This is a genomic window from Saccharopolyspora sp. MMCC62 (assembly GCF_057736575.1).
Genome location: NZ_JBYKCM010000003.1, coordinates 232,585 through 255,719 on the forward strand (window position 1 = coordinate 232,585; position 23,135 = coordinate 255,719).

A 23,135-nucleotide genomic window follows, 5' to 3' on the forward strand; every position below is an offset into this window, starting at 1 on the left:
ATGGGAACGTTGCAATGTCCTGCGGCTCATTTCCGCTGCCGGGAAGTCACCGGCGGGGGTGCGGAATGCGCGGCGGCAACCGCTCGCCGAGATCGGCGAACACCTCGGTGTTGAGGTGGTAGGCCAGCCGGACCTCCGCGATGATCCGCCGCTGTTCCCGCTCGTCCCAGCCCGCGGTGTCCAGCAGCAGCCGGTAGGCGTTGCGCACCCCGGCGCTGCTGGGCACGTCGTCGAAGGTGAGGAACGCGAAGCCCTTGCCGTCCGGCGGGTCCAGGCTGCGCCGCATCGCCGAGCGGATCAGCTTGCCGCCGGAGAGGTCGGCGAGGCACCGCGTGTAGTGGTGCGCCACGAACCCGCCGGGCCAGTCGAAGCACACCTCCCGCAGCCGTGCGCAGTACCGCTCGGTGGCGGGGCTGGGGGCGATGACCTCCCGCCAGTCCGGGCCGAGGTAGTAGTGCAGGTCGGTCTCCAGGTGCGGCAGCCTGCGCAGCCGCTCGCTGACGAACGGGCCCGCGACCACGTCGCTGCGCATGGTGTCGGCGGCCTTCTCCAGCACGGCGTAGGCGAAGTAGTGCTGCCCGAGCATCACGGCGTAGGCGTCGGCTTCGAGTTCCCCGGCGAGCAGGGTCCGCAGGAACGGCAGGGACTGGACGTGGTCGTGGTCGGCGCGGGTGCCGGACCGGAGTCTGGCGGCGAAGTCACTGCGTACCGGTTGCTGTGCGGGCGAGGACACTCGAACCTCCGGGCAGTTAGGTAAGCCTTACTTAATCTCTAGGATCGTGGCACGCCGCGGTGCCCGGTGCCAAGAGGTGGCCGCCACTCCCCGCCCGGAGGTGTCAGCTGCGGCCCTCGCGCCAGTAGCCCATGAACGCCACGCAGCTGCGCGGCACCCGGTGGTCCTGCACCAGCACCCGGCGCAGCCGCTTGATCACCGCGGCCTCCCCGGCCAGCCAGCCGTAGACCTCGCCGTCGGACGCGTCCGGCTCGGGCACCTCCCACAGCGTCGCGGTGTCCACGTCCACGTCGTCCAGCCCGGTGTCCGGGGTGCTCCGGGAGTTGAGCTCGCCGAGCGCGCCGGTCACGGATTCCTCCAGCAGTGCCCCGATCGGCGCGGTGCCCTCCGGTCGCTGCCGGATCAGCCAGCGGACCTCGACCCCGCTCGGCGCGCGCCAGGTCTGCACGTCCGCGGCCGTCGGCACCTCCGCGCACACCACGCCGCGCGAGTCGGCGGGCAGCGCCTCGACGATCGCGGCCATCGCGGGCACCGCCGTCTCGTCCCCGGCCAGCACCAGTTGGCGCGCGGTCTCCGGCGGTGACCACTCGCAGCCCCACATCCGGCCGCCGCCCGGCCGGTCCGGCCCGAGCAGCAGCGCCTCGTCGCCGGGGGCGGCCGCAGCGGCCCACGCGGAGGCGGGGCCGCTGTGGCCCGAGTCGACGCCGTGCAGCACGAAGTCGATGTCCAGCTCGGACGGGTCCTCCCGGTAGGCGCGCACGGTGTAGGTGCGCAGCGTCGGCCGGATGTCGTCCGGCATCGCCTGCCAGCGCGGGTACCAGCCGTCACCGCCGGGCATGTCGCTCAGCGGCCTGCCGGGCTGCGGCAGGATCAGCTTCACCCGCTGGTCGTCGCCGCCGATGCCGAAGCGGTGCAGTTCGTCACCGGTGAAGGTGATCCGCACGAAGCTCGGGCCGAGCCGTTCGGTGCGCGCCACCCGGGTCCGGAACATCACGTACTGGGGGCGGCGCACTTCGGTCCGCTCGGCCATCTCGCACCTCTTCTGCCCGTCGACTCGACCGATTCGTAGGCTAGCCTAACCTCACGCCGAAAAGGGGGATGGGTGATGGTGAGCAGGACGCGCGTGGCCGGGTTGGTCGCGGCGGTGGCCGCGCTGGCGGGGTGCTCGGCGCCGGCGCCGCAGGACGCGGCGGGTGGCTGGAGCTTCACCGACGACCGCGGGGTGCAGGTGCGCAGCGGCGAGGTGCCGGAGCGGATCATCGCGCAGGTCTCGGCCGCGGGCGCGCTGCACGACTTCGGGGTGCCGGTGGTGGGAACCTTCGGGCCGCTGGTCCGCGACGACGGCAGCACCGAACCGGAAGCGGGCGGCATCGACCCGGCGGCCGTCACCGACGTCACCGGCCCCGGGTACGGGGAGCTGAACCTGGAGGCCGCGGCCGGACTGCGGCCCGACCTGCTGGTCAGCGGCAAGTACGCCGAGTTCGACGGGCTCTGGCACCTGACCGCCGAGCAGGAGGACAAGGTGCGGGCGTTCGTGCCCACCGTCGGCGTCGAGCAGTCCGGCCGCTCGCTGCCGGAGACCATCGGTGCGTACAAGGAACTCGCCCGTGCGCTCGGGTCCGATGTGGACTCGGAGCGGGTGCGGGCGGACCAGGCGCGGTTCGACGCGGCCGCGGACCGGTTGCGCGGCATCGGCGCCCGGATGCGCGCCGAGGGCCGCAGCATCCTGGCGGTCGGCGGCACGAAGCAGGAGTTCTTCGTCGTCGTGCCGGGCCGCAACCCGGACCTGGACTACTACGTGCGGGAGCTGGGCCTGCCGATCCAGACCCCGGCGCACCCGGACACCGCGGGCGGCGGCTACTTCGAGCGGCTCGCGTGGGAGAACGCCAGCGCCTACACGGGCGACGTGCTGATGTGGGACACCCGCGAGGCCTCGCTGCCGCCGGAGCAGCTGAAGCGCAATCCGGTGTTCGCGGCGCAGGAATCCGCGCGGGAGAACCGGTTCGTGGAGTGGGACGCGGTCGCGCCGTTCAGCTACGCGAGTTACGCGGACATCATGACCCGGCTCGCCGACCACCTGGAGGCGCGGCTGCCCGCCGCGAGCTGACGTCCGTCCGCACGCCCCGGGAGCCGCGCGCTCCCGGGGCGTTGTGCTGCGCGTTCCCGCTCGGTGGACGATGAGTTCCGGTCCTTGACCACCCGTAGCGGCGCCACGTAGCTTTTTCGGTGGAATATTCCGCAGGGCTATGACGAGGAGGGCCGGATGCATGACTCCGCCCGCGATCCTCGCCTCGTGGCGCGCCGCCACGTCGACCTGCTGCTGGTGAACAGCTCGCGCTGTCGCGGCTGACGCCCTTCCCCGCACGACCGCCCCGCGCCTGCGCGCCCGCGTTCGCCCGGTCCGCGCCACCTGCCGGGAAACCGCTTCGGCTGCCGGGAAGATCCGCCGCCCACCTGGGAAATCCGCCAGGTCGTCCCCGGAAACCCGCCAGTCCACCGCGAAAACCTGCCGCCTGCCGCGAAGACCTGCGGCTCGCCGAACGCCACCCGGATCCGCGCTGGGAGGTGGCGGCCCCGCGGCTCGCCGAACTCCCGGCACGACGGGTCCGAAGCCACGCTCCGAGGAGACGTATGAGCACCACCGCCCCCGACACGCTCCCGCCCGCCGCCGTCGACGACGTGCTCGGCCGCATCGCCACCGGCGCCGCGCAGCGCGAACGCGACGGCACCCGCCCGTTCGAGCAGATCGGCTTCGTCCGGGACTCGGGGCTCGGTGCGCTGCGGGTGCCCACCGAGTTCGGCGGTGCGGGCGCGGACCTGCGCCGGTTCTTCGACGTGCTGATCTCGCTGGGCGCCGCCGACCCGGACGTCGCGCAGATCCTGCGCGCGCACTACGGGTTCGGCGAGGTCGTGCGGTTCCTGCCCGACGAGCGGGCGCGGCGGCGCTGGTTCGAGCTGTTCACCGGCGGCTCGATCATCGGGAACGCGGTCACCGAGCGCGGACCGGTGCAGGCCGGGGACTTCGTCGGCCTCGCCACCACGTTCACCCCGGACGGCGACGGGCACGTCATCGACGGCGTGAAGTACTACAGCACCGGCACCCGCTACGCCGACCACGTCTGGGTGTGGGGCGCCACGCCCGATCCGCTGCCGATCAGCGCCGTGGTGCCGGTGGACCGGCCGGGCATCACGATCACCGACGACTGGGACGGGTTCGGGCAGCGCTCCACCGCCTCCGGCACCACCCGGTTCGCGGGGGTGCGGGCCGCCGCCGACGAGGTGTTCGCGTCCTCCCCGGACGATCCGCCCGCACCGCGGCTGACCACCGGCGCGTTCCTGCAGCTGTACCTGACCGCCGTCGTCGCCGGGATCGCGCAGACCGTCGCCGCGGACGCGGTGGAGCTGCTGCGCGGGCGGGGCCGCGGATTCACCCACGGCACCGCGGAGCTCCCGCGCGAGGACCCGGTGCTGTTGCAGGTGGTGGGGGAGCTGTCCGCGAGCGCGCACGCCGCCCGCGCCACGGTGCTCGCCGCCGCCGACGCCCTGGACCACGCCGAGCACGAGCTGCTGGCCGGCCGGTTCGACACCGGCGCCGCGCAGCAGGCCTCGGTGGCCGCCGCGCACGCCAAGACGGTCGTGGACCGGCTCACCCTCGACGCCGCCACCAGGTTGTTCGACGTCGGCGGCGCGTCGGCGACCTCCCGGGAGCGCGACCTGGACCGGCACTGGCGCAGCGCCCGCACCCTCGCCTCGCACAACTCCGATCCGCTGAAGCGCCGCGTCATCGGCGACCACCTGCTGCACGGCACCGAACTGCCGGACAACACCTACTTCTGATCCCGGAGGACCACCATGACCACCAGCCCCCACCCCGACTTCGGCCCGTCCGCGACCGGCCACGACACCCCGGTGCTGGACTCCACGATCCACCACGTGGAAGCGGGTTCCGGTGATCCGATCGTGTTCCTGCACGGCAACCCGACGAGTTCGTTCCTGTGGCGCCACGTGTTCCGCCGCCTGGACGGGCAGGGCAGGCTGCTCGCCGCCGACCTGATCGGGTTCGGCGACTCCGGTAAGCCGGACGTCGACTACGACCTCGCCGACCACCAGCGCTACCTGGACGCCTGGTTCGACGCGCTCGGCCTGACGAACGTGACCCTGGTCTTGCAGGACTTCGGCGCCGCGTTCGGCCTGAACTGGGCGGCGCGGCACCCGGACCGGGTGCGGGCGGTGCTGCTGGCCGAGCCGGTGCTGCGGCCGATCGAATCGGAGCACCTGCCGGAGCAGTTCGTCGCCACCCGCGCGCTGGTCCGCACCCCGGGCGACGGCGAACAGTTCGTGCTCGACGACGACCGGTTCCTCACCGAGCTGTTCCCGGCGACCTTCCTGGAACCGCTCGCCCCCGAGGTCCTCGCCGAGTACCGCAGGCCGTTCCCCACCCCCGAATCCCGCAAGCCCGTCCTGTACTTCCCGCGGAACCTGCCGGTGGACGGCGACCCGGCGAGCACCGTCGAATTCCTGGACCGCAGCACCGAATGGCTGCGCACCAGCGACACCCCGAAGTCGCTGCTCACCTTCGAACCCGGCTTCCTGCTCACCCCGGCGATCCGGGAGTGGGCGGAGCGGACCGTGCGCAACCTGCGGATCACCCCGGCGGGCGCGGGCGTGCACTTCGTGCAGGAGGAGCAGCCCGAAGCCATCGCCGACGCCGTGACCGCGCTGCTCGCCCGCAGCTGACCCGGAACGGAGCACACCATGACCGCTCAGCAGACGGGCACCGTCCGGTACGGCAGCCCCGAACTCGACGAACTGCTGGACCGCATCGCGGCGGGAGCCTTCGACCGCGAACGCGACGGGATCGCCCCGCACGAGCAGATCCGCTGGATCAAGCAGGCCGGACTGGGCGCGCTGCGCGTCCCGGCGGAGGAAGGCGGTGGCGGCGCGACCCTGCGCGAACTGTCCGAAGTCGTCGTCCGGCTCTCGCACGCCGACTCGAACATCGGGCACCTGCTGCGCGCCCACTTCGGCACCGTCGAGGACATCGTCGCCGCGCCCGGCTCGCCCGGCCGCAGCCGTTGGATCGAGCGGATCGTCGGCGGCGGGCTGTTCGGCAACGGCAACAACGAGCTCGGCGCGCTGCACGCCGGGGACTTCGCCAAGGGCACCACGTTCACCCCGGACGGCGAGGGTTTCCGGCTCAACGGAACCAAGTTCTACTCGACCGGCACCCTGTACGCGGACTTCTCGTTCGTCACCGGCGTCACCGCCGACGGGCTCCCGGCGACCGCGCTGATCCCGGTGGATCGGGACGGCGTGGAGCTGCTGGACGACTGGGACGGGTTCGGGCAGCGGCTCACCGCCACCGGCACCACCCGGCTCACCGACGTGCGGGTGGAGCCCGACGAGATCACGCTGCCGCCCGCGGACCTGTCGACGGTGCCGCGCTGGCGGCTCGGGCCGTACTACCAGCACCACTTGAACCTGGTGGTCGCCGGGAACCTGCACTCGGTGCGGGACGACGCGCTGGCCCTGATCCGCGGGCGCGGGCGCAGCTTCACGCACGGTTCGGCGGACCTGCCGCGCGAAGATCCGGTGCTGCAGGAGGTGATCGGGGAGATCGCCGCGCTCGCGTTCGCCGCGGAGGCGACCGTGCTGGAGACCGCCGACGTGCTGGACCGCATCGGCACCGGGCCGGACGTGGACTCCGACGTGCACGAGGCCTCGCTGCGCGCCTCGCAGGCCCAGGTCGCGGTGGACGCGTTCGGGCTGCGCGCCGCGGACCTGCTGTTCGAGGTCGGTGGGGCGTCGGCGACCCGGCAGCCGAAGAACCTGGACCGGCACTGGCGCAACATCCGCACCGTCGCCTCGCACAACCCGGTGCGCTTCAAGAACCGGGCGATCGGCGAGCTGCTGGTCAACGGCACGACCCTGCCGGACAACACCTACTTCTGAGAGCGAGCCCATGCCTTCGGACCAGCGCCGACTGCACCTCAACGCGTTCATCCTGTCCTCCGGGCACCACGAGGCGTCGTGGCGCTACCCGCACTCGACGCCGGAGCGGATGTTCGACGCGTCGTTCTACCGGTCGATCGCCCGCACCGCGGAGGACGCGGCGTTCGACGCGATCTTCCTGGCCGACATCCCGAAGCTCGACGACAACATCGAGTTCAACGCGGCGGGCCGGCTCGACCCGCTGCTGGTGCTGGCGACGATCGCCGCCGCCACCGAGCGGATCGGGCTGATCGCCACCGCCTCCACCGGGTACACCTACCCGTGGAGCCTGGCGCGGTCGCTGGCCACCCTCGACCACCTCTCCGGGGGCCGGGCGGGCTGGAACATCGTCACCACCGCGCCACCGGCGGCGGCCCGCAACCACGGGCTGGCGGACAGCCCGGAACCGGCGCTGCGCTACGAGCGGGCCGACGAGCACGTGGCGGCGGTGCTGAAGCTGTGGGACAGCTGGGAGGACGACGCGATCCGGCTCGACCGCGAGTCCGGCCGCTACGTCGACCCGGCGAAGATCCACCCGCCGCGGGTGCGCGGCGAGCACATCTCGGTGGAAGGGCCGCTGACGAGTCCGCGCCCGCCGCAGGGCTACCCGGTGCTGGTGCAGGCCGGGGCGTCCAACCCGGGCCGCGCGTTCGCCGCCCGCTACGCGGAGGCGATCTTCGCCGCGCAGCAGCGGCTGGAGGACGCCCAGGTGTACTACCGGGACGTCAAGAAGCGCACCGCCGACGCCGGGCGCGACCCCGAGCACGTGAAGATCCTGCCCGGCATCAGCCCGTTCATCGGCGGCACCGAGGAGGAGGCGAAGCGGCTGGAGCAGGAGTTCAACGAGCTCACCGTCGTCGAGTACGGCCTCATCCAGCTGGAGGACTTCGCCGGGGCGAAGGCGGACCTGGCGGACCTGGACGAGCCGGTGTCCGCGGACCTGTTCCAGGGCGCCGGGGACGTCAACGACAACAACTGGAGCCGCCGCCAGCTCGTCGCGGGCATCGTCGAACGGGAACGCCCCACCCTGCGGCAACTGCTGCACCGGCTCGCCGGGGCGCGCGGCCACCGCGTCGTCACCGGTACCCCCGAGCAGGTCGCCGACGCGATGGAGGAGTGGTTCACCTCCGGCGCCGCCGACGGCTTCAACGTGATGCCGCCCTACCTGCCCGGCGGCCTGGAGACCTTCACCGAGACCGTCGTGCCGATCCTCCGCGACCGCGGCCTGTTCCGGGAGGGCTACGAAGGTTCCACCCTCCGCGACCACCTCGGCCTGCCCCGCCCGGAGAACCAGCACGTTCGCTGATCCGCACCGGATGCACGGCCCGCTCGACCGGCCGCACCGGTCAGCGGGCCGTGCACCCGAGATCCACCGGGCTTTCGTTGCGGGAGACCCTTCAGCCTCCGGAGGGGGCCGGGTCCGGCTCTTCGTCGAGTTCCGGCGTGGCGTTCGCCGGGTCGTACCAGACGATCCGAGGCCGGATGTGCGTGCCGAAGCGGTACCCCCGGAGGACTTGCCCAGGCGTGGGGCCGCTCGTGAAGCCGCGACCGTTGACGGGGACGACCACCGTCCGGTCTTCGAGCGCGAGGCCCCACGCCGCGACGCGTCCGTCGACGCGCTCCCCGTACTCCTGCACGACGGCGAACATCTTCGGCGCCGTATCGGCCACGATCCCCGCCATGATCTCGGCGAACATCCGCTCGTCCCCGAGCGGCGGCCTACCGGTCGGATCGTGCACGAACGCGTCCAGGGGGTGGGGTGCGTTCTTCGCCTCGTGCGCGGCCGCATTGTCCGGTGTGGCTACCATGCGAATCTCCTACTCAACGTGATAGCTCGACTACGTAAGGTAGCATCGAGCATGATCGCGGACTGTCCGGTCTTTCAAATGGACTGTCCGTTTTTAGCCCGATCGGACGTCGGCTGGAGAGGTGAAGTGGCATGGTCCGTGCGCCGGACGGTGGAGTTTCCGTGGTGCGGAGGTGGAAACTCGCCGCGTCGCTGAAGTCGGCGCGCGAAGCTGCCGGCATCCGCCAAGAACGCGCTGTCGAGTTGTTGCGGGGAGGCGTCGGCCGATGGTCGAGGTCGAAGCTCTCGCGCATCGAGAACCGCGAGCAGAGCCCGAAACCTCGTGATGTCGAGCAACTCCTGGATGCGTACGGCGTCACCGATGCCGTAGTCCGGCAGGAGCTCGTCCGGCTCGCATCCGACGCGAAGGAGCAAGGATGGTGGGCCGGCTTCAGCAACGACTTGCCGGACGACGTCCATCCCCTGCTGAGCATCGAAAGCGGGCTGACCGGGCTGCGGGATTTCCAGACCCAGCTCATCCACGGGTTGTTGCAGACGGCTGATTACGCCCGGGCCGTCATGAACGCCGTCCATCCCGGGGCGTTCGCGCCCAGCGACCTGGAACGCATGGTCGCGGCTCGCATGGTGCGCCAGCAAGTGATGGCCAAGGATGATCCGCCCGATCTGCACTTCATCCTGGACGAGACGATCCTGGAGCGCGTTGTCGGCAAACCGACGATCATGCGCGATCAGCTGCGGAAACTGCTAGATCTCGCAGAGCAGCCGAACATCACCGTGCAGATCCTTCCAAAGGATTGCGGTGGCAGTCCCGGGCTGGAAGGTCCCTTCGCCGTCTTGAGCCTTCCGGACCCGATCCCGGACATCGGCTACACCGAAGGCCCGGCGGGCAGCCTCTACCTGGAGGACCGTGATCGAGTACGTGCCTGCACGCTCCGATTTGGCGCGCTGACCGAGATTTCCCTGTCCCGCAAGGACTCCATCGATGCGATCATGAAGGCTGTGAAGTGCTTCTCGTGACCGTGCAGAGAGGGGAATTCCGTGGTGCAGCGCGATTCTTGGGCAGGGCTTGCCTGGCGCAAGAGCAGTTTCTCCGGTGGCGGGAGCAACGGCGGCGGGCAATGCGTCGAGGCGGCGGCGTTGCCGGATGGTCGCGTGGCCGTGCGCAACAGCAAGCACCCGGAGGCCGGGACGGCGGTGTTCACCCGCGCCGAGATGCGGGCCTGGCTGCTCGGGATCAAGGCAGGGGAATTCGACGATCTCGCGGAGTGACAACCCAGGTGAACGGCTCATCCGGCGAAGAAGCGGGAGCGGGCTGCTCGCTTGTCGCGTTGCTGCGGGACTTCTACCGGGAATCGCAGCGGTTCGGCGCCTCGGCCAGGGTGCGTGGCACGCGCGACGCCCTGCACGACGTGATCATCGCTGGAGCAACGCGGAACGGGGGATAGCCGAGTGCGCATCGGAATCACCGGGCACACGAACCTGACCACGGCGACGGGTCGCCTGGTGCGCAAGGCGCTCGAAACCGAGCTCGCCGGGCACACCGACCTGATCGGCCTGAGCTGCCTCGCGCGTGGCGCTGATCAGATCTTCGCCCGCGTCGTGCTCGACGGGGGCGGGCGGCTGGAAGTCGTGCTGCCTGCCGCCGACTACCGCGAACGCAAGGTGAAGCCGGACAACGCCGTCACCTTCGACGAGCTCATCGCCGAGGCGGGCACCGTGCACACCATGCCGTTCACCGAGTCGAACCCCGACGCCTACCTGGCAGCCGGCGAGCACATCCTCGATTCCGCCGACGCGCTCTACGCCGTGTGGGACGGGCGACCGGCCGGCGGACGCGGCGGCACCGGCGACGTCGTGCAAGCAGCACGGCAACGCGGATTGCCGGTCACCGTCGTATGGCCCGAAGGCGCCGAACGCGACTGATCACGCCACACCCCCTGCCGAGCCGCCGACCAATGGCCCATTCGACCAAGGAGAATGGGTGGATGGGCCATTCACCTGGGGGTGGGGTCAGTCGCGGCGGGCGACGAGGACGACGCCGGGGCCGGTGTGCTCGTCGGCGGGGAGGCGGAGTTCGGCGGTGGGGTGCAGGCCCGCCCGCTCGACGAGGGCGGTGAGCTGTTCGGGCCGCCACTGGTACGTCGTCCAGCGGACCGGGACGCCGTAGTACGCCTCGGTGCGCTGCAGGTCGTCGTCGCCGACGTGCGTCGCGATGATCAGCTGACCGCCCGGGACCAGCGCCTTCGCGAACGACGCCAGCACGTCCGGCAGCACCTCGCGCGGCAGGTTGAACAGCGACCACCAGCCCAGCAGCCCGCCGAACGACGAGTCCGCCAGGTCGAGCTCGGTGGCGGAGCCGACGCGGAACGAGCACCCCGGGTGCAGCCGCCGCGCGTGCTCGATCATGCGCGGGGACAGGTCCACGCCTGCCACGTCCAGGCCCCGCTCGGCCAGGTAACCGGTGACCGTGCCCGGCCCGCACCCGACGTCGAGCACCGGCCCGAGCCCGGCGACCTGATCGGCGAACACGTCCATCGCGGCGCGCAGCCACGGGTGGGCGCGGACATCGCCGATGCCCGTCGTGGTCACCATGTCCACGTAGTCGTCGGCCACGCGGTCGTAGGACTCCCGGACGACGTCGAGATCAGGAACCGGAACGCTCATGCCGGGCACCCTATGCCGCGTCGGCGGCCCGGCGCGGTGGAACGACCGGAACGCCCGCGGGCCGCCCGCCGAGTTCCCGGCGGGCGGCCCGATCCGCTCAGTCCCAGGTGAGGGAGGAGCCGGACTGGTACTCGGTGACGCGGGTCTCGAAGAAGTTCTTCTCCTTCTTCAGGTCCATCGCCTCCGACATCCACGGGAACGGGTTCTCGACCTCGGCGAACACCGGGGTGAGGCCCAGCTGGGCGCAGCGGCGGTTGGTGATGAAGTGCATGTACTGCTCGCACAGCTCGGCGTTGATGCCGAGGATGCCGCGGGGCATGGTGTCCCGGCCGTAGGCGACCTCCAGGCGGCACGCGTCGGCGAGCATGCCGCGCACCTCCTCCTGGAACTCCTCGCTCCACAGGTGCGGGTTCTCCAGCTTGATCTGGTTGATGCAGTCGATGCCGAAGTTCAGGTGGATCGACTCGTCGCGCAGGATGTACTGGTACTGCTCGGCGATGCCGACCATCTTGTTCCGCCTGCCCAGCGACAGGATCTGCGCGAAACCGGTGTAGAACCACATGCCCTCGAAGATCACGTAGAAGGCGATGAGGTCGCGCAGGAACGCCTGGTCGCGCTCCGGGCCGCCGGTGGCGAACTCGGGGTTCTCCAGGTTCTGGGTGTGCCGCAGCGCCCACTCGTCCTTCTCCGAGATGGACGGGATCTCGCGGTAGGCGTTGAACAGCTCGCCCTCGTCGAGGCCCAGGCTCTCGCAGATGTACTGGAAGGTGTGCGTGTGCACGGCCTCCTCGAACGCCTGGCGCAGCAGGTACTGGCGGCACTCGGGGTTGGTGATGTGCCGGTACACGGCGAGCACGATGTTGTTGGCCACCAGGGATTCCGCCGTGGCGAAGAACCCGAGGTTGCGCTTGAGCATCAGCCGCTCGTCCTCGGTGAGCCCGTCGCGGGAGCGCCAGAGGGCGATGTCGGCGTGCATGGACACCTCGGTGGGCATCCAGTGGTTGTTGCAGCCGGCGAGGTACTTCTCCCAGGCCCAGCCGTACTTCAGCGGCAGCAGCTGGTTCACGTCCGCCTGGGCGTTGATCATCGCCTTGTCGTCGACGTTGATCCGGCCCGCGCCGCGGTCGATCTCGCCGAGCCCGGTGGCGTCGGTGGTGTGCACGGAAGTCATGAGTCCTCCAGGGGGAACGGGGCGGTCACTGGCAGGCTTCGCAGTCGGGGTCGTCGATCGCGCACGCCTGCGGCTGCGGCGACGGAGCCGGGGCCGGGGCGGCGGCGGGGGAGACCGCGTTGAGCTTGCCGTCGGTGCCGCGCAGCGTGGACTTCTCCACGTGCGTCGCACTGCTGGACCGCAGGTAGTAGGTGGTCTTGAGGCCCTTGCGCCACGCCAGCCGGTACAGCTCGTCGAGCTTGCGGCCGCTCGGCGCCGCCATGTACAGGTTCAGCGACTGCGCCTGGTCGATCCACTTCTGGCGGCGGGACGCGGCCTCCACCAGCCAGTGCGGCTCGATCTCGAACGCGGTGGCGTACAACGACTTCAGCTCGGCGGGCACCCGGTCGATCGGAGCCAGGTCGCCGTCGAAGTACTTCAGGTCCTGCACCATCGCCTCGTCCCACACGCCCGCGGCCTTGAGGTCCCGCACCAGGTCGGCGTTGAGCACGGTGAAGTCGCCCGACATGTTCGACTTCACGTACAGGTTCCGGTACAGCGGCTCGATGGACTGGCCGACGCCGCAGATGTTCGAGATCGTCGCCGTCGGGGCGATGGCCAGCACGTTCGAGTTGCGCATGCCGTTCGCGCGGACCTGCTCCCGCAGCCCGTCCCAGTCCAGAGTGGACGAACGATCCAGGTCGACGCCGGTCTCGCGGGCCTGCGCCAGCAGCTCCAGCGAATCGATCGGCAGCACGCCGCGGCTCCACAGCGAACCCTCGAACGACTCGTAGCGCCCGCGCTCGGCCGCCAGCTCGGAGGACGCGGTGATCGCGTGGAAGCTGATGTGCTCCATGCTCAGGTCCGCGAACTCCACCGCGGCCTGCGAGGACATCGGGATGCGCTGCGCGAACAGCGCGTCCGAGAAGCCCATCAGGCCCAGGCCCACCGGGCGGTGCCGCAGGTTCGAGGCCCGCGCCTCCGGGATCGTGTAGAAGTTCACGTCGATGACGTTGTCCAGCATCCGCACCGCCGTGCGGGTGGTGCGCCGCAGCCGCTCCACGTCCAGGCCCTCGGCCGTGACGTGCCGCGCCAGGTTGATCGAACCGAGGTTGCACACCGCGACCTCGTCGGCGCTGGTGTTCAGCGTGATCTCGGTGCACAGGTTCGAGGAGTGCACCACGCCCGCGTGCTGCTGCGGCGAGCGCAGGTTGCACGGGTCCTTGAACGTGATCCACGGGTGCCCGGTCTCGAACAGCATCGTCAGCATCCGGCGCCACAGGTCCACCGCGCGGACCTGGCGGAACACCTTCAGCTCACCGCGCTCCGCGGCCGCCTCGTACTCCCGGTAGCGCTGCGCGAACGCGGTGCCGTACAGGTCGTGCAGGTCCGGCACCTCGTCCGGGGAGAACAGGGTCCACGGCTCGTCGGCCTCGACCCGGCGCAGGAACTCGTCCGGCACCCAGTTCGCCGTGTTCATGTCGTGCGTGCGGCGCCGGTCGTCGCCGGTGTTCTTGCGCAGGTCGAGGAACTCCTCGATGTCCACGTGCCAGGTCTCCAGGTACGCGCACACCGCGCCCTTGCGCTTGCCGCCCTGGTTCACCGCGACCGCCGTGTCGTTGGCGATCTTCAGGAACGGCACCACGCCCTGCGAGGAACCGTTCGTCCCCTTGATGTGCGCGCCGGTGCCGCGGACCGGGGTCCAGTCGTTGCCGAGCCCGCCCGCGTACTTCGACAGCAGCGCGTTGTTGCTGATCCCGTGGAAGATCCCGTGCAGGTCGTCGTCCACGGTGGTCAGGAAGCAGGACGACAGCTGCGGGCGGGTGGTGCCCGCGTTGAACAGCGTCGGCGTCGAGCACATGAAGTCGAACGAGGAGATCAGGTCGTAGAACTCGATCGCCCGCGCCTCCCGGTCGTCCTCGCGCAGCGCCACGCCCATCGCGACCCGCATGAAGAACGCCTGCGGCAGCTCGAACCGCACCCCGTTCTCGTGCAGCAGGTACCGGTCGTAGAGCGTCTGCAACCCGAGGAAGCCGAACGCGATGTCCCGATCGGCGTCCAGCGCCGCGCCCAGCCGCTCCAGGTCGAAGCGGGCCAGCTCCGGGTCCAGCTGCTCCAGCTCGATGCCGCGCCGCACGTAGTCGGCGAAGTAACCGGCGTAGCGGTCCCGCATCTGCACCTGGTCGGCCTCGGTCGGCTCGCCCGCGACGAAGCTCAGCGCCTCGCGGCGCAGCTTGTCCAGCAGCAGCCGCGACGTCACCAGCGAGTAGTTCGGCTCCGCCTCCACGAAGGTGCGCGCCGCCATCGTCAGCGACTCGGCCAGCTCCGCCGAGCTGATGCCGTCGTAGACGTTGCGCCGCACCTCCCGCAGCACCTGGTCGGCCCGCACGTCGTCCAAGCCCTCGCAGGCCTGCTCGACGACGGTCGACACCCGCTCCCAGTCCAGCGGCACCCGGGTGCCGTCCGGCGCGGTCATCTCCAGGCGGGGAGCGGCGTCCTCGGCGGGAGCCACCTCGGCCTCGCGGGCCTGCGCGTGCTCCTCCCGGTAGAGCACGTAGGCGCGGGCGACGCCGTGGTGCCCGCCGCGCATCAGCGCCAGCTCCACCATGTCCTGGATCTGCTCGATGTGCACCAGGCCCTCGGTGCCCGCGTGGCGCAGCACGCCCTGCGCCGCCTGCTCCGTCAACTCCGCGACGATCTGGTGCAACCGCGACGACGATGCGGCCGAATCCCCCTCGGCCGCCAGGAACGCCTTGGTCAACGCCACGGAGATCTTCGTTTCGTCCCAACCGGAAACGGTCCCGTCGCGCCGCAGCACCCGCACTCCTGCCGGTACCACCGCGGTCGCTGCTGACGGCCGGGTCGTGGACTCGGTCACTGGCTCTCTCCTCGCAAGCTCGGACACCTGCCCGGAACTCCTCGGAACGCGCCAGGACCGCGGCGCGCACGGCACCGCTCGTCCCGCAACCCTCCCGCGAGGTCCCGGACGGCGCGCACCCCTCGTGCGCGCACCGATGGCAGGTCTTCGGACTCACGGGCGACCGGTGCTCGACACCGGACCTACTGGCCGTCGCTTCCCGGACGCCGAGCGTCCAGTGCTGCACCACCGGGAGGTGGTGACGGCGGTCGTTCCCGTTCACCGCTGCGGGGCAGTCCCGGACTCGCACCGGGTTCCCTGTTGTCACGCCGGTCGGACCGGCGAACCATCAGCGGGCGCCACACTACATCTTGGGTTCGACGGTGATCCGGACCCCATCATCATCGGCGTGGCGGTGTCGATGGCGGACGCGTTCGGTAGCGGCTCGCGCACGCCCGGGACGCATCCTGCCCGCACCCGGCGGAGTTCGCACGAGGGGTGTGACGCGGATTCGGTGGTGGTCGTCGGCGGCGCCGGGCAGACTGCCTCCCGAGATCACCACCTGGGAGGAAGACCGAACCATGCGTGCCCACCGCGTGCGACGCGGACTCGCCGTCGCCGCCACCGCACTCGCCACCGCCGCCACTGCCACCGGGGCGACCGCAGGCGCCGCACCGCAGGACCCGCCCGCGACCACCGACGTCCGGCTGATCACCTTCAACGACCTGCACGGCAACCTCGAACCGCCCACCGGGTCCTCCGGGACGGTCGAGCTCGACGACGGCCGGACCGTCGAAGCCGGCGGCGCCGCCTACCTCGCCACCCACCTGCAGCGGCTGCGCGCCGAGGTGCCGAACTCGCTGGTCTTCTCGGCCGGCGACAGCGTGGGCGCCTCGCCGGTGAATTCCGCGCTGTTCCACGACGAACCCACCGTCGACTTCCTCAACTCGCAGGACGTCCGCGGCCACGTCGTCGGCAACCACGAGTTCGACGAGGGCTACCAGGAACTCCAGCGGCTGCAGACCGGCGGCTGCCACCCGCAGGACGGTTGCGAGTTCCGCGATTCCTTCGACGGCGCGAGCTTCCCGTACCTCGGCGCCAACGTCACCTTCGAGGACGGCGGCGCTCCCGCGCTGATGCCGTTCACCGTGCAGGTCTCCGGCGGCGTCCCGATCGGCGTGATCGGTGCGACGCTGCACGACCTCCCGAACGTGGTCAGCCCCGAAGCGGTGCGCGGCCTGCGGTTCGGCGACGAGGTCGAGGCCATCGACCGCACCTCCGACGCGCTGGAGCGCTTCGGCATCAAGGCGCAGGTCGTGCTGCTGCACCAGGGCGACGAAGCCGCCGGCGGCGGCCCGAACTCCTGCGACGTCGCCGCGGGCGGCCCCGCCACCGAGATCGCCGAGAACGTCTCCCCGCAGGTCGACGCCGTGTTCAGCGCGCACAGCCACCAGCAGTACAACTGCACCGTCACCGACCCGGCGGGCGCCCCGCGGCCCGTCGTGCAGGGCGCCTCCTACGGCAGGCTGCTGTCGGTGCTGGACCTGCGCGTCGACCGGCACACCCGCGAGGTCGTGCGGGAGCAGAGCACCGCGCACAACGAGGTCGTCACCCGCGACGTCGAACCCGACCCCGAAGCCGCCGCGCTCGTCGAAGAGGCCCGCGCCAAGGCCGCGCCCATCGCGAACCGCGCCGTCGGCACCGCCACCGGCGACCTGCTGAAAACCCCGGCGCCGTCCGGAGAATCCAGCCTCGGCAGCGTCGTCGCCGACGCCCAGCTGGCCGCCACCCGCGACACCGGGGCGCAGCTCGCGCTGACCAACCCGGGCGGGGTGCGCGCCGACCTGCCACACGCCTCCTCCCCGGCGGGCGAAGGAGACGGCGTCATCACCTACGGCGAGGCGTTCGCCGTGCAGCCGTTCGGCAACACCATGCAGACCATGACGCTCACCGGCGCGCAGCTGCAGGCCGTGCTCGAACAGCAGTGGAGCGACGAGGGCGAGAACGTGCTGCAGGTGTCGGCCGGGCTGCACTACCAGTACTCGCGGTCCGCGCCGATCGGCTCGAAGGTCTCCGGCCTCACCCTCGACGGCGCGCCCGTCGACCCGGCCGCGCAGTACCGGGTGGCGGTGAACAACTTCCTCGCCGGTGGCGGGGACGGGTTCACCGGCTTCACCGAGGGCACCGACGTCGCGGGCGGACCCGTGGACCTGGACGCCCTGCTCGGCTACCTGGCGGCGAACCCCGGCGTGGTGCCACCCGCCCCGGACCGCATCACCGCGACCGACTGACCCGGCCCCCGGCGGCGCACCCCGCGCCGCCGGGGAACCCGGTCGTACCAAGGGAAACCCGCCGACGAGCCCGAGCCGTCCGCCTTTTCTTGTCAGCGGCGCAGCCGCTGAGCAGCGACCACCCAAGACACCGGCACCGCCGCGGGTTCTCAGCGGTTCCCTCGCGAGGACAGCGTTTTCGCATGTGGCGGAGCCACCTGTGAAAACGATCCCGCAGCGAGGAAACAGCTGAGGTTCCGCCACCCGAGCCCAACGCAACAGGAGCGGGGATTCACCGAGGAACCGGTCTAGGGGCTATTACTCCGTCTATGCCCAGTGCCAGCTCCTCCGCGCTGTCCCGCCACGAATTGCGTGACACCGCCAGCTCCCCGCAGCGGCGTCGCAGGCCCGCGAGCCTGCCGCGCAGCCGAGCGCTGCGCACCCCGCCCGCGAGCAGCACCGCGCGCCGCCCGTGCCGCACCGCCGACGCGTGGTCGCCGAGCGCGAGCTTCGCCTCCGCCAGGCTCGCCAGCTCGAACAACGCGGACCGCACCTCGCCGGGCGCGCGGGCCGCCACCGCGCGGGACAGGTGCAGCGCCGCGGATTCGTGCTCACCCATCGCCAGCTGCACCGAGCCGGTCATGCCCAGCACGTCCGCCTCCCCGAACCACCGGAACATCGGGTAGTCGGCCTCGATCTCGGCGGCCGCGTGCAGCGCGCGCCCCTGGTCGAGCATCCGGCGCACCGAACCGGGGCGTTCGGCGTGCGCCGCGGCCCACGCGGAGTTCAGCTGCAGCACCGAACTCACGAGCGGTGAGGACTCGGCGCGGATCGATCCCAGCTGGAACAGCTTCAACGCCGAGTTCGGGTCGCCGAAGTCCAGCTCGGCGCGGCCCGCCGCGTACAGCGTCCGCGCGATCGCCAGCGGATCCGCTCCGTCCCGCCCGAAGTCGAGCGCGCGACCGTAGTGCGCATTCCCGCTGGCGAGCAGCCCGTTCTCCACCGCGGTCCAGCCGGCGGTGGCGTGCAGCTTGCACAGCGCGCCCAGCAGGTCGGTGCGCACCGCCTCGCTCATCGAGGCCTCCAGCATCCGCTCCGCGCGCCGGGCGGCGGCCGCGACCGTGCCGTACTGGCCGACGCCGCCGTAGCGCTGGTCTATCTGCCGCAGCGAGCTCATCAGCACGTCGAGCGCCGCGACGTCGGAGCTGCCGACCCGGCCGGGCGGGGTGGGGGGCAGGTCGGCGAACCGGCTCAGCTCGGCGGCGAACAGGTCGGCGGAACCGGCGATGTCGGTCTCCGCGCCGAGCACCAGGGAACCCGCGTAGGACAGGAAGCGGCGGCGCTTCGCCTTCTCGTCCTCTTCTACGGGCCGGCCGGCGCCGTCGGTGGCCGGGTCCGGTTCCCCGGCCATGCCCATCCAGCCGCGCGGTATCCCGAGACCGGTGGCGATCCGGGCGAGCAGTTCGTAGCTGCGCACGGCCCGGCCGTTGAGCACGTCGCTGACCTCGCTCTGCGCCTGCCCGGTGAGCTGGGCGATGCGGCTCTGCGAGACGCCGTGCTCGCGCAGCACCCGGTAGACCGTGCCGATGTCGCGCACCGCCAGGGCGTCGCGGACCTCCGCGCTCCGCCAGACCGCCGGCGGAATGTCCTCTGTTGACACCTCGCCACCGTATACTGAAAGTGATCAATTGAGTGCGGAGAGTGAAAAGATCACCGGATCGGAGCGGCGCCGGGCGGCAACCGGCCGCCATTGCGCCGAATGCCAATCGAAGCCACACGAAACGTCAAGAAACAACATCGCGCCATTGTGCCGCCGTGATCGTCGCCGGTAGCCTCGCCGAACCGGGGGACTTCACGGGGCGGGAAGTGAGGCGCGGATGTACGCCGAAGAACGGCACTGGGCGATCCTGGAACTGGCGAGGCAAGAAGGCCGGGTCGACGTGGCGGCACTCGCATCCCGCTTCGACATGACCACCGAGACGGTGCGCCGCGACCTGACCGTCCTGGAACGCCGCGGCGTGCTGCGCCGGGTGCACGGCGGCGCCATCCCGGTGGAACGGCTGGGCTTCGAACCGAACGTGCCCGCCAGGGACTCGGTCATGACCGCCGAGAAGAACCGCATCGCGAAAGCGGCGCTGGAACTGGTGCCGGAGGAGGGCGCGATCCTGCTCGACGCCGGCACCACGGTCGCGCGGATGGCGAACATCCTGCCCGTGGACCGAGAACTGACCGTGGTCACGCACTCGCCGACGACGGCGCTCACCCTGTCCGGCCGCGGCAACATCACCCTGATGCTGGTCGGCGGCAGGCTGCGCGGCCGCACGCTGGCGGCGGTGGACGGCTGGGCGTTGCACGCGCTCGGCGACATCTACGTGGACGTGGCGTTCATGGCGACCAACGGCTTGTCCCTGGAACGCGGCCTCACCACGCCGGATTCGGCGGAGTCGATGGTGAAGCGGGCGGCGATCTCGGCGGCCCGGCGCACCATCGTGCTCGCCGACCACACCAAGATCGGCAACGACCACTTCGCCCGGTTCGGCGAGCTGGCGGACGTGGACACGCTGATCACCGACGACGGCATCGACGAGCAAGTGGCGGAGGAGATCCGGCGCGCGGGACCCCGCGTCGAGGCGGTCTGATCCACCGGCCGCGCGACCCCGGCGGGGCCGCGGCAGCACAGCATTCCCGCATTCCGTCCGCCTGGGGGCAGACCGGAAGGAGCCCGCATGCCGGTTGACCGAGGCGTGCAGACCAGACCACCGGAGCGGCTGGTCGGCCGCGAGGCCGAACTCGCGCGGATCGCCGACGCGGCCCGCGCCGCGGCGGGCGGCTCGGGCCGCGCCGTCGTGCTGCGCGGGCCCGCCGGGATCGGCAAGACCGAGGTGCTGCGCACCGCGCTCGCCGAGCTCGACGGCCGCGCCACCCGCACCTTGTTCGCGCACTGCCCGGAAACCGGCAGCGGTGCCTACGCCGCGGTGCGCGCGCTGCTGGCGCCGGTGCCCGATCCCGAGCCGACCGGCAGCGCCCGCCTCGCGCTGCCCGCGCTGTCCCCGGAGCACGACGGGAACGGCGCGGCGAGCGATACCTACGCGGTGCTGCACGGGCTGCACTGGCTGGTCGCCGATCTCACCGCCGACGGGCTGCTGGTGCTGGCCGTCGACGACGTGCAGTGGTGCGACGAGAACTCGTTGCGGTTCCTGGCCTTCCTGCTGCGCCGCGCGGAGGAGCTGCCGCTGCTGGTGCTGCTGGCCCAGCGCGTCGACGGGACCGCGCCGGGCGCGGCGCTCGGCGAGATCGCGGCGATGCCGTGGTGCGAGACCGCGGATCTGCCCGCGCTGGACGAGGACTCGGTGGCCGAGCTCCTCGACACCGCCCTGCCCGCGCCGCGCGCCGCCGAGTTCGCCGCCCGCTGCACGCAGGTCACCGGCGGCAACCCGTTCCTGCTCGGCCGGGTGCTGCGCCGGTTGCGGGAGGCGCCCGCCGCGGACGACGGGCCGGAACGGCTCGACGAGCTGCACCGCACCGTGGTGCTGCGCTCGCTGCTGGACCGGTTGTCCGACCGCGCGGTGGCGGTGGCCCGCGCGGTCGCGGCGCTGCCCGGTGAACAGCTGGAGCTGATCGCGGCGCTGGCGGGCATCCACCAGCGGATGGCCGCGGGCGCGCTGCGCGAGCTGCGCGACCACGACCTGGTGCTGACCGGCGGCGGCACCCGGTTCGTGCACGACTTCGTCCGGCAGGCGGTGCTGGACCGGACCCCGCCCGCCGAGCTGGAACGGCTCCGGGAGCGGGCCGCGATGCTGCTCAACGACGCGGGCCGGCCCGCGGAACAGGTCGCGGTGCTGCTGCTGCAACTGCCCGGGGCGCCGAAGTCGTGGATGGCGGGGGTGCTGCGCGACGCCGCGCACCGGGCCGAGCAGCGCGGGGCGCCCGGCATGGCCGCGCGCTGCCTGGAACGGGTGCTGGTGGTGCAGGGCTCCGACGTGTCCGTGCTGGTGCACGCCGCGCGGGTGGCGCCCCCGGCGGCCGGGCTGCGGTACCTGGAGCGGGCGCTGGAACTCGTCGACGATCCGCGAGCGCGCATCCCGATCGCGGTGCAGTACGGGGTGGCGTCGCTGTCGGCGCAGAACTCGACGCGCGCGTTCGAGGTGATCTCGGCGGCGCTGGACGAGCTGGACGCCGCGCTGGGGCCGGAGCCCGGCGACGCCGACCGGACGTTGCGCACGCTGGCCGAGTCGGTGCTGCTGGTCTCCGGCTTGGACGAGAAGTCGACGCTGCCGCGGGTCGGAGCCCGGTTCCGCGACGTGCGGCCGCCCGCGGGCGACACCGCGGAGGAGCGCCAGCTGCTGGGGATGCTGGCCTCGCTGGGCACGTTGCTGAACCGGCCCGCCGCGGAGGTCGCGGCGCAGGCCCGGCTGGTGCTGCGGATGAACGACGTGGAGGGCAGCGGTTTCGCGCTGCTGGGCGCGGCGTTGCCGCTGTACCTGGCCGACGACAACGAATCCGCGTTGGCGGCGCTGGACATGCTGGTCGAGCACACCCAGCGGGCGGGGCGGGCGTGGCCGTACTGCCTGGCCACCAGCACCCGCGCGCTGGTGCGCCACTGGACGGGAGATCTGGTGGAGGCGCAGGCGGACGCGCAGAGCTGCTACGAGGTGCTGGAGCAGGAGTCCTGGACCGGTTCGATGACGATGCCGCAGATCGCGCTGGCCACTTCGCTGACCAGCCAGGGCGATCCGGAGCGGGCCGAAGCGGTGCTGGCGGAGATCACCCGCGAGCGCTTCGAGGACTTCGCGCTGGAGTACCACCAGTTCCTGATGGCGCGCGCCCGCGCGCTGGAGGCCGCGGGCGACTCGGACGGCGCGCTGGAGCAGTTGTTCCGCTGCGCGCAGAGCCTGCGGGAGGCGGGCATCGCGAACCCGGTGTTCGCGCCGTGGTGGTTCGACGCGGCCTGCCTGCTCGGCGACCTGGGCCGGACCGAGGAGGGACTGCGCGCCGCCGAGCACGGTGCGGTGCTGGGCCGGAAGTGGGGAACGCGGCGGGCGCAGGGCATGGCGCTGGCGGCCCGTGGCGCGGTGACGGCGGGCCGCGCGGCGGTGCCGGTGCTGGCGGAGTCGGTGCGGGTGCTGTCGGCGTCGCCCGCGAAGCGGGAGCAGGCGAAGGCGGAGCACCTGTTGGGGCGCGCCCTGCTGCGGGCGGGCGAGCCGGAGGGCGCGCGCGAGCACCTGCGGTCGGCGCTGGACCTGTCCGTGCTGCACCGCGACCACCGGCAGGTGTCGGCGTCCTCGGCGGCGCTGCTGGAGGCGGGCGGCCGGTTGCGGCACGGCACGGATTCTCCGGTGCACGCGCTGACCGGCAGCGAGCGGCGGGTGGTGGTGCGGGCCGCGGCGGGGGCGACGAACCGGGAGATCGCGGAGTCGTTGTTCCTCACGGTCCGGACGGTGGAGCTGCATTTGACCAGTGCCTACCGGAAGCTCGGTGTGCGGGGGCGCGCGGAGCTGCCGGACGCGCTCGCGGTGGACCCGGAACGTCCGGTTCCCTGATATTCCGATCCCGCTCCGCGGGAAGGTCGGCAGTGCCCTTTTCCTGAATCGATTGCTGCCGGGACGATCAGCCCGATCGTGTCGGCTCGTGTGGGAATGATTTGCTTTGCTTGCGAGAGAATA

18 protein-coding genes and 1 riboswitch are annotated in these 23,135 nt (G+C 71.8%); of the genes, 11 read left to right on the plus strand and 7 right to left on the minus strand.

Translation table 11 applies throughout. From position 1 onward, the window contains the following. Nucleotides 1–46 precede the first annotated feature (46 nt). Both AC29IT_RS08665 and AC29IT_RS08670 read right to left on the minus strand, forming a co-directional pair. The gene (locus tag AC29IT_RS08665; protein ID WP_488218353.1) at nt 47–733 is read right to left on the minus strand and encodes a biliverdin-producing heme oxygenase; all 687 of its coding nucleotides are present in this window, start codon (nt 731–733) and stop codon (nt 47–49) included. A gap of 103 nt (nt 734–836) precedes the next feature. Continuing rightward, the gene (locus AC29IT_RS08670; protein ID WP_358443154.1) at nt 837–1,763 is read right to left on the minus strand and encodes a siderophore-interacting protein; all 927 of its coding nucleotides are present in this window, start codon (nt 1,761–1,763) and stop codon (nt 837–839) included. Nucleotides 1,764–1,838: 75 nt separating this feature from the next. Here AC29IT_RS08670 and AC29IT_RS08675 point away from each other — a divergent pair, with 75 nt between their 5' ends. The 5 genes from AC29IT_RS08675 to AC29IT_RS08695 all read left to right on the plus strand — a co-directional run bounded on the left by AC29IT_RS08675 (nt 1,839) and on the right by AC29IT_RS08695 (nt 8,030). Continuing rightward, on the plus strand, nt 1,839–2,840 hold the full coding sequence (locus AC29IT_RS08675; RefSeq protein WP_488218354.1) for an ABC transporter substrate-binding protein: 1,002 nt from the start codon (nt 1,839–1,841) through the stop codon (nt 2,838–2,840). Between the two features lie 524 nt (nt 2,841–3,364). After that, complete coding sequence (locus AC29IT_RS08680; RefSeq protein ID WP_488218355.1) at nt 3,365–4,570, plus strand: acyl-CoA dehydrogenase family protein; 1,206 nt, start codon at nt 3,365–3,367, stop codon at nt 4,568–4,570. A 15-nt stretch (nt 4,571–4,585) separates the two neighbouring features. Continuing rightward, on the plus strand, nt 4,586–5,470 hold the full coding sequence (locus AC29IT_RS08685; protein ID WP_488218356.1) for a haloalkane dehalogenase: 885 nt from the start codon (nt 4,586–4,588) through the stop codon (nt 5,468–5,470). An 18-nt stretch (nt 5,471–5,488) separates the two neighbouring features. Then, nucleotides 5,489–6,685, plus strand: a complete 1,197-nt coding sequence (locus AC29IT_RS08690) for an acyl-CoA dehydrogenase family protein (protein ID WP_488218357.1) — start codon at nt 5,489–5,491, stop codon at nt 6,683–6,685. Nucleotides 6,686–6,695: 10 nt separating this feature from the next. Further along, nucleotides 6,696–8,030 carry an LLM class flavin-dependent oxidoreductase gene (locus tag AC29IT_RS08695; RefSeq protein ID WP_488218358.1) on the plus strand — a complete coding sequence of 445 codons (1,335 nt, stop codon included), beginning with the start codon at nt 6,696–6,698 and terminating at the stop codon, nt 8,028–8,030. A 91-nt stretch (nt 8,031–8,121) separates the two neighbouring features. Here AC29IT_RS08695 and AC29IT_RS08700 read toward each other — a convergent pair whose 3' ends face one another. After that, a complete protein-coding gene (locus AC29IT_RS08700) occupies nt 8,122–8,532 on the minus strand; it encodes a hypothetical protein (protein WP_488218359.1) in 411 nt (136 codons plus the stop codon). Nucleotides 8,533–8,663: 131 nt separating this feature from the next. Here AC29IT_RS08700 and AC29IT_RS08705 point away from each other — a divergent pair, with 131 nt between their 5' ends. The 3 genes from AC29IT_RS08705 to AC29IT_RS08715 all read left to right on the plus strand — a co-directional run bounded on the left by AC29IT_RS08705 (nt 8,664) and on the right by AC29IT_RS08715 (nt 10,454). Next, nucleotides 8,664–9,548, plus strand: coding sequence for a helix-turn-helix domain-containing protein (locus AC29IT_RS08705; RefSeq protein WP_488218360.1), 885 nt, complete (start codon nt 8,664–8,666; stop codon nt 9,546–9,548). 21 nt (nt 9,549–9,569) lie between these two features. Beyond that, nucleotides 9,570–9,800 (plus strand): DUF397 domain-containing protein, encoded by a 231-nt coding sequence (locus AC29IT_RS08710; RefSeq protein ID WP_488218361.1) that lies wholly within the window; start codon nt 9,570–9,572, stop codon nt 9,798–9,800. Between the two features lie 180 nt (nt 9,801–9,980). Next, complete coding sequence (locus AC29IT_RS08715; protein WP_488218362.1) at nt 9,981–10,454, plus strand: hypothetical protein; 474 nt, start codon at nt 9,981–9,983, stop codon at nt 10,452–10,454. An 87-nt stretch (nt 10,455–10,541) separates the two neighbouring features. Here AC29IT_RS08715 and AC29IT_RS08720 read toward each other — a convergent pair whose 3' ends face one another. The 3 genes from AC29IT_RS08720 to AC29IT_RS08730 form a co-directional block, all read right to left on the minus strand. Next, complete coding sequence (locus AC29IT_RS08720) at nt 10,542–11,195, minus strand: class I SAM-dependent DNA methyltransferase (protein ID WP_488218363.1); 654 nt, start codon at nt 11,193–11,195, stop codon at nt 10,542–10,544. Nucleotides 11,196–11,292: 97 nt separating this feature from the next. Next, entirely contained in the window at nt 11,293–12,366 is a 1,074-nt protein-coding gene (locus AC29IT_RS08725) for a ribonucleotide-diphosphate reductase subunit beta (protein ID WP_358443183.1), read from the minus strand. A 25-nt stretch (nt 12,367–12,391) separates the two neighbouring features. Further along, nucleotides 12,392–15,223 (minus strand): ribonucleoside-diphosphate reductase subunit alpha, encoded by a 2,832-nt coding sequence (locus AC29IT_RS08730; protein WP_358443185.1) that lies wholly within the window; start codon nt 15,221–15,223, stop codon nt 12,392–12,394. Nucleotides 15,224–15,344: 121 nt separating this feature from the next. Further along, a riboswitch (cobalamin riboswitch) is annotated at nt 15,345–15,568 on the minus strand. 215 nt (nt 15,569–15,783) lie between these two features. Between AC29IT_RS08730 and AC29IT_RS08735 the strand changes: the two genes are divergently transcribed. Continuing rightward, nucleotides 15,784–17,493, plus strand: a complete 1,710-nt coding sequence (locus AC29IT_RS08735) for a bifunctional metallophosphatase/5'-nucleotidase (protein ID WP_488218364.1) — start codon at nt 15,784–15,786, stop codon at nt 17,491–17,493. Between the two features lie 271 nt (nt 17,494–17,764). On the opposite strand, the gene AC29IT_RS08740 is transcribed toward AC29IT_RS08735, so the two are convergent. Next, nucleotides 17,765–19,132, minus strand: a complete 1,368-nt coding sequence (locus tag AC29IT_RS08740; RefSeq protein WP_488218365.1) for a helix-turn-helix domain-containing protein — start codon at nt 19,130–19,132, stop codon at nt 17,765–17,767. A 217-nt stretch (nt 19,133–19,349) separates the two neighbouring features. Between AC29IT_RS08740 and AC29IT_RS08745 the strand changes: the two genes are divergently transcribed. Both AC29IT_RS08745 and AC29IT_RS08750 read left to right on the plus strand, forming a co-directional pair. After that, nucleotides 19,350–20,111, plus strand: coding sequence for a DeoR/GlpR family DNA-binding transcription regulator (locus AC29IT_RS08745; RefSeq protein WP_358443513.1), 762 nt, complete (start codon nt 19,350–19,352; stop codon nt 20,109–20,111). An 87-nt stretch (nt 20,112–20,198) separates the two neighbouring features. Continuing rightward, nucleotides 20,199–23,012 carry an AAA family ATPase gene (locus AC29IT_RS08750; protein WP_488218366.1) on the plus strand — a complete coding sequence of 938 codons (2,814 nt, stop codon included), beginning with the start codon at nt 20,199–20,201 and terminating at the stop codon, nt 23,010–23,012. Nucleotides 23,013–23,135 lie beyond the last annotated feature (123 nt).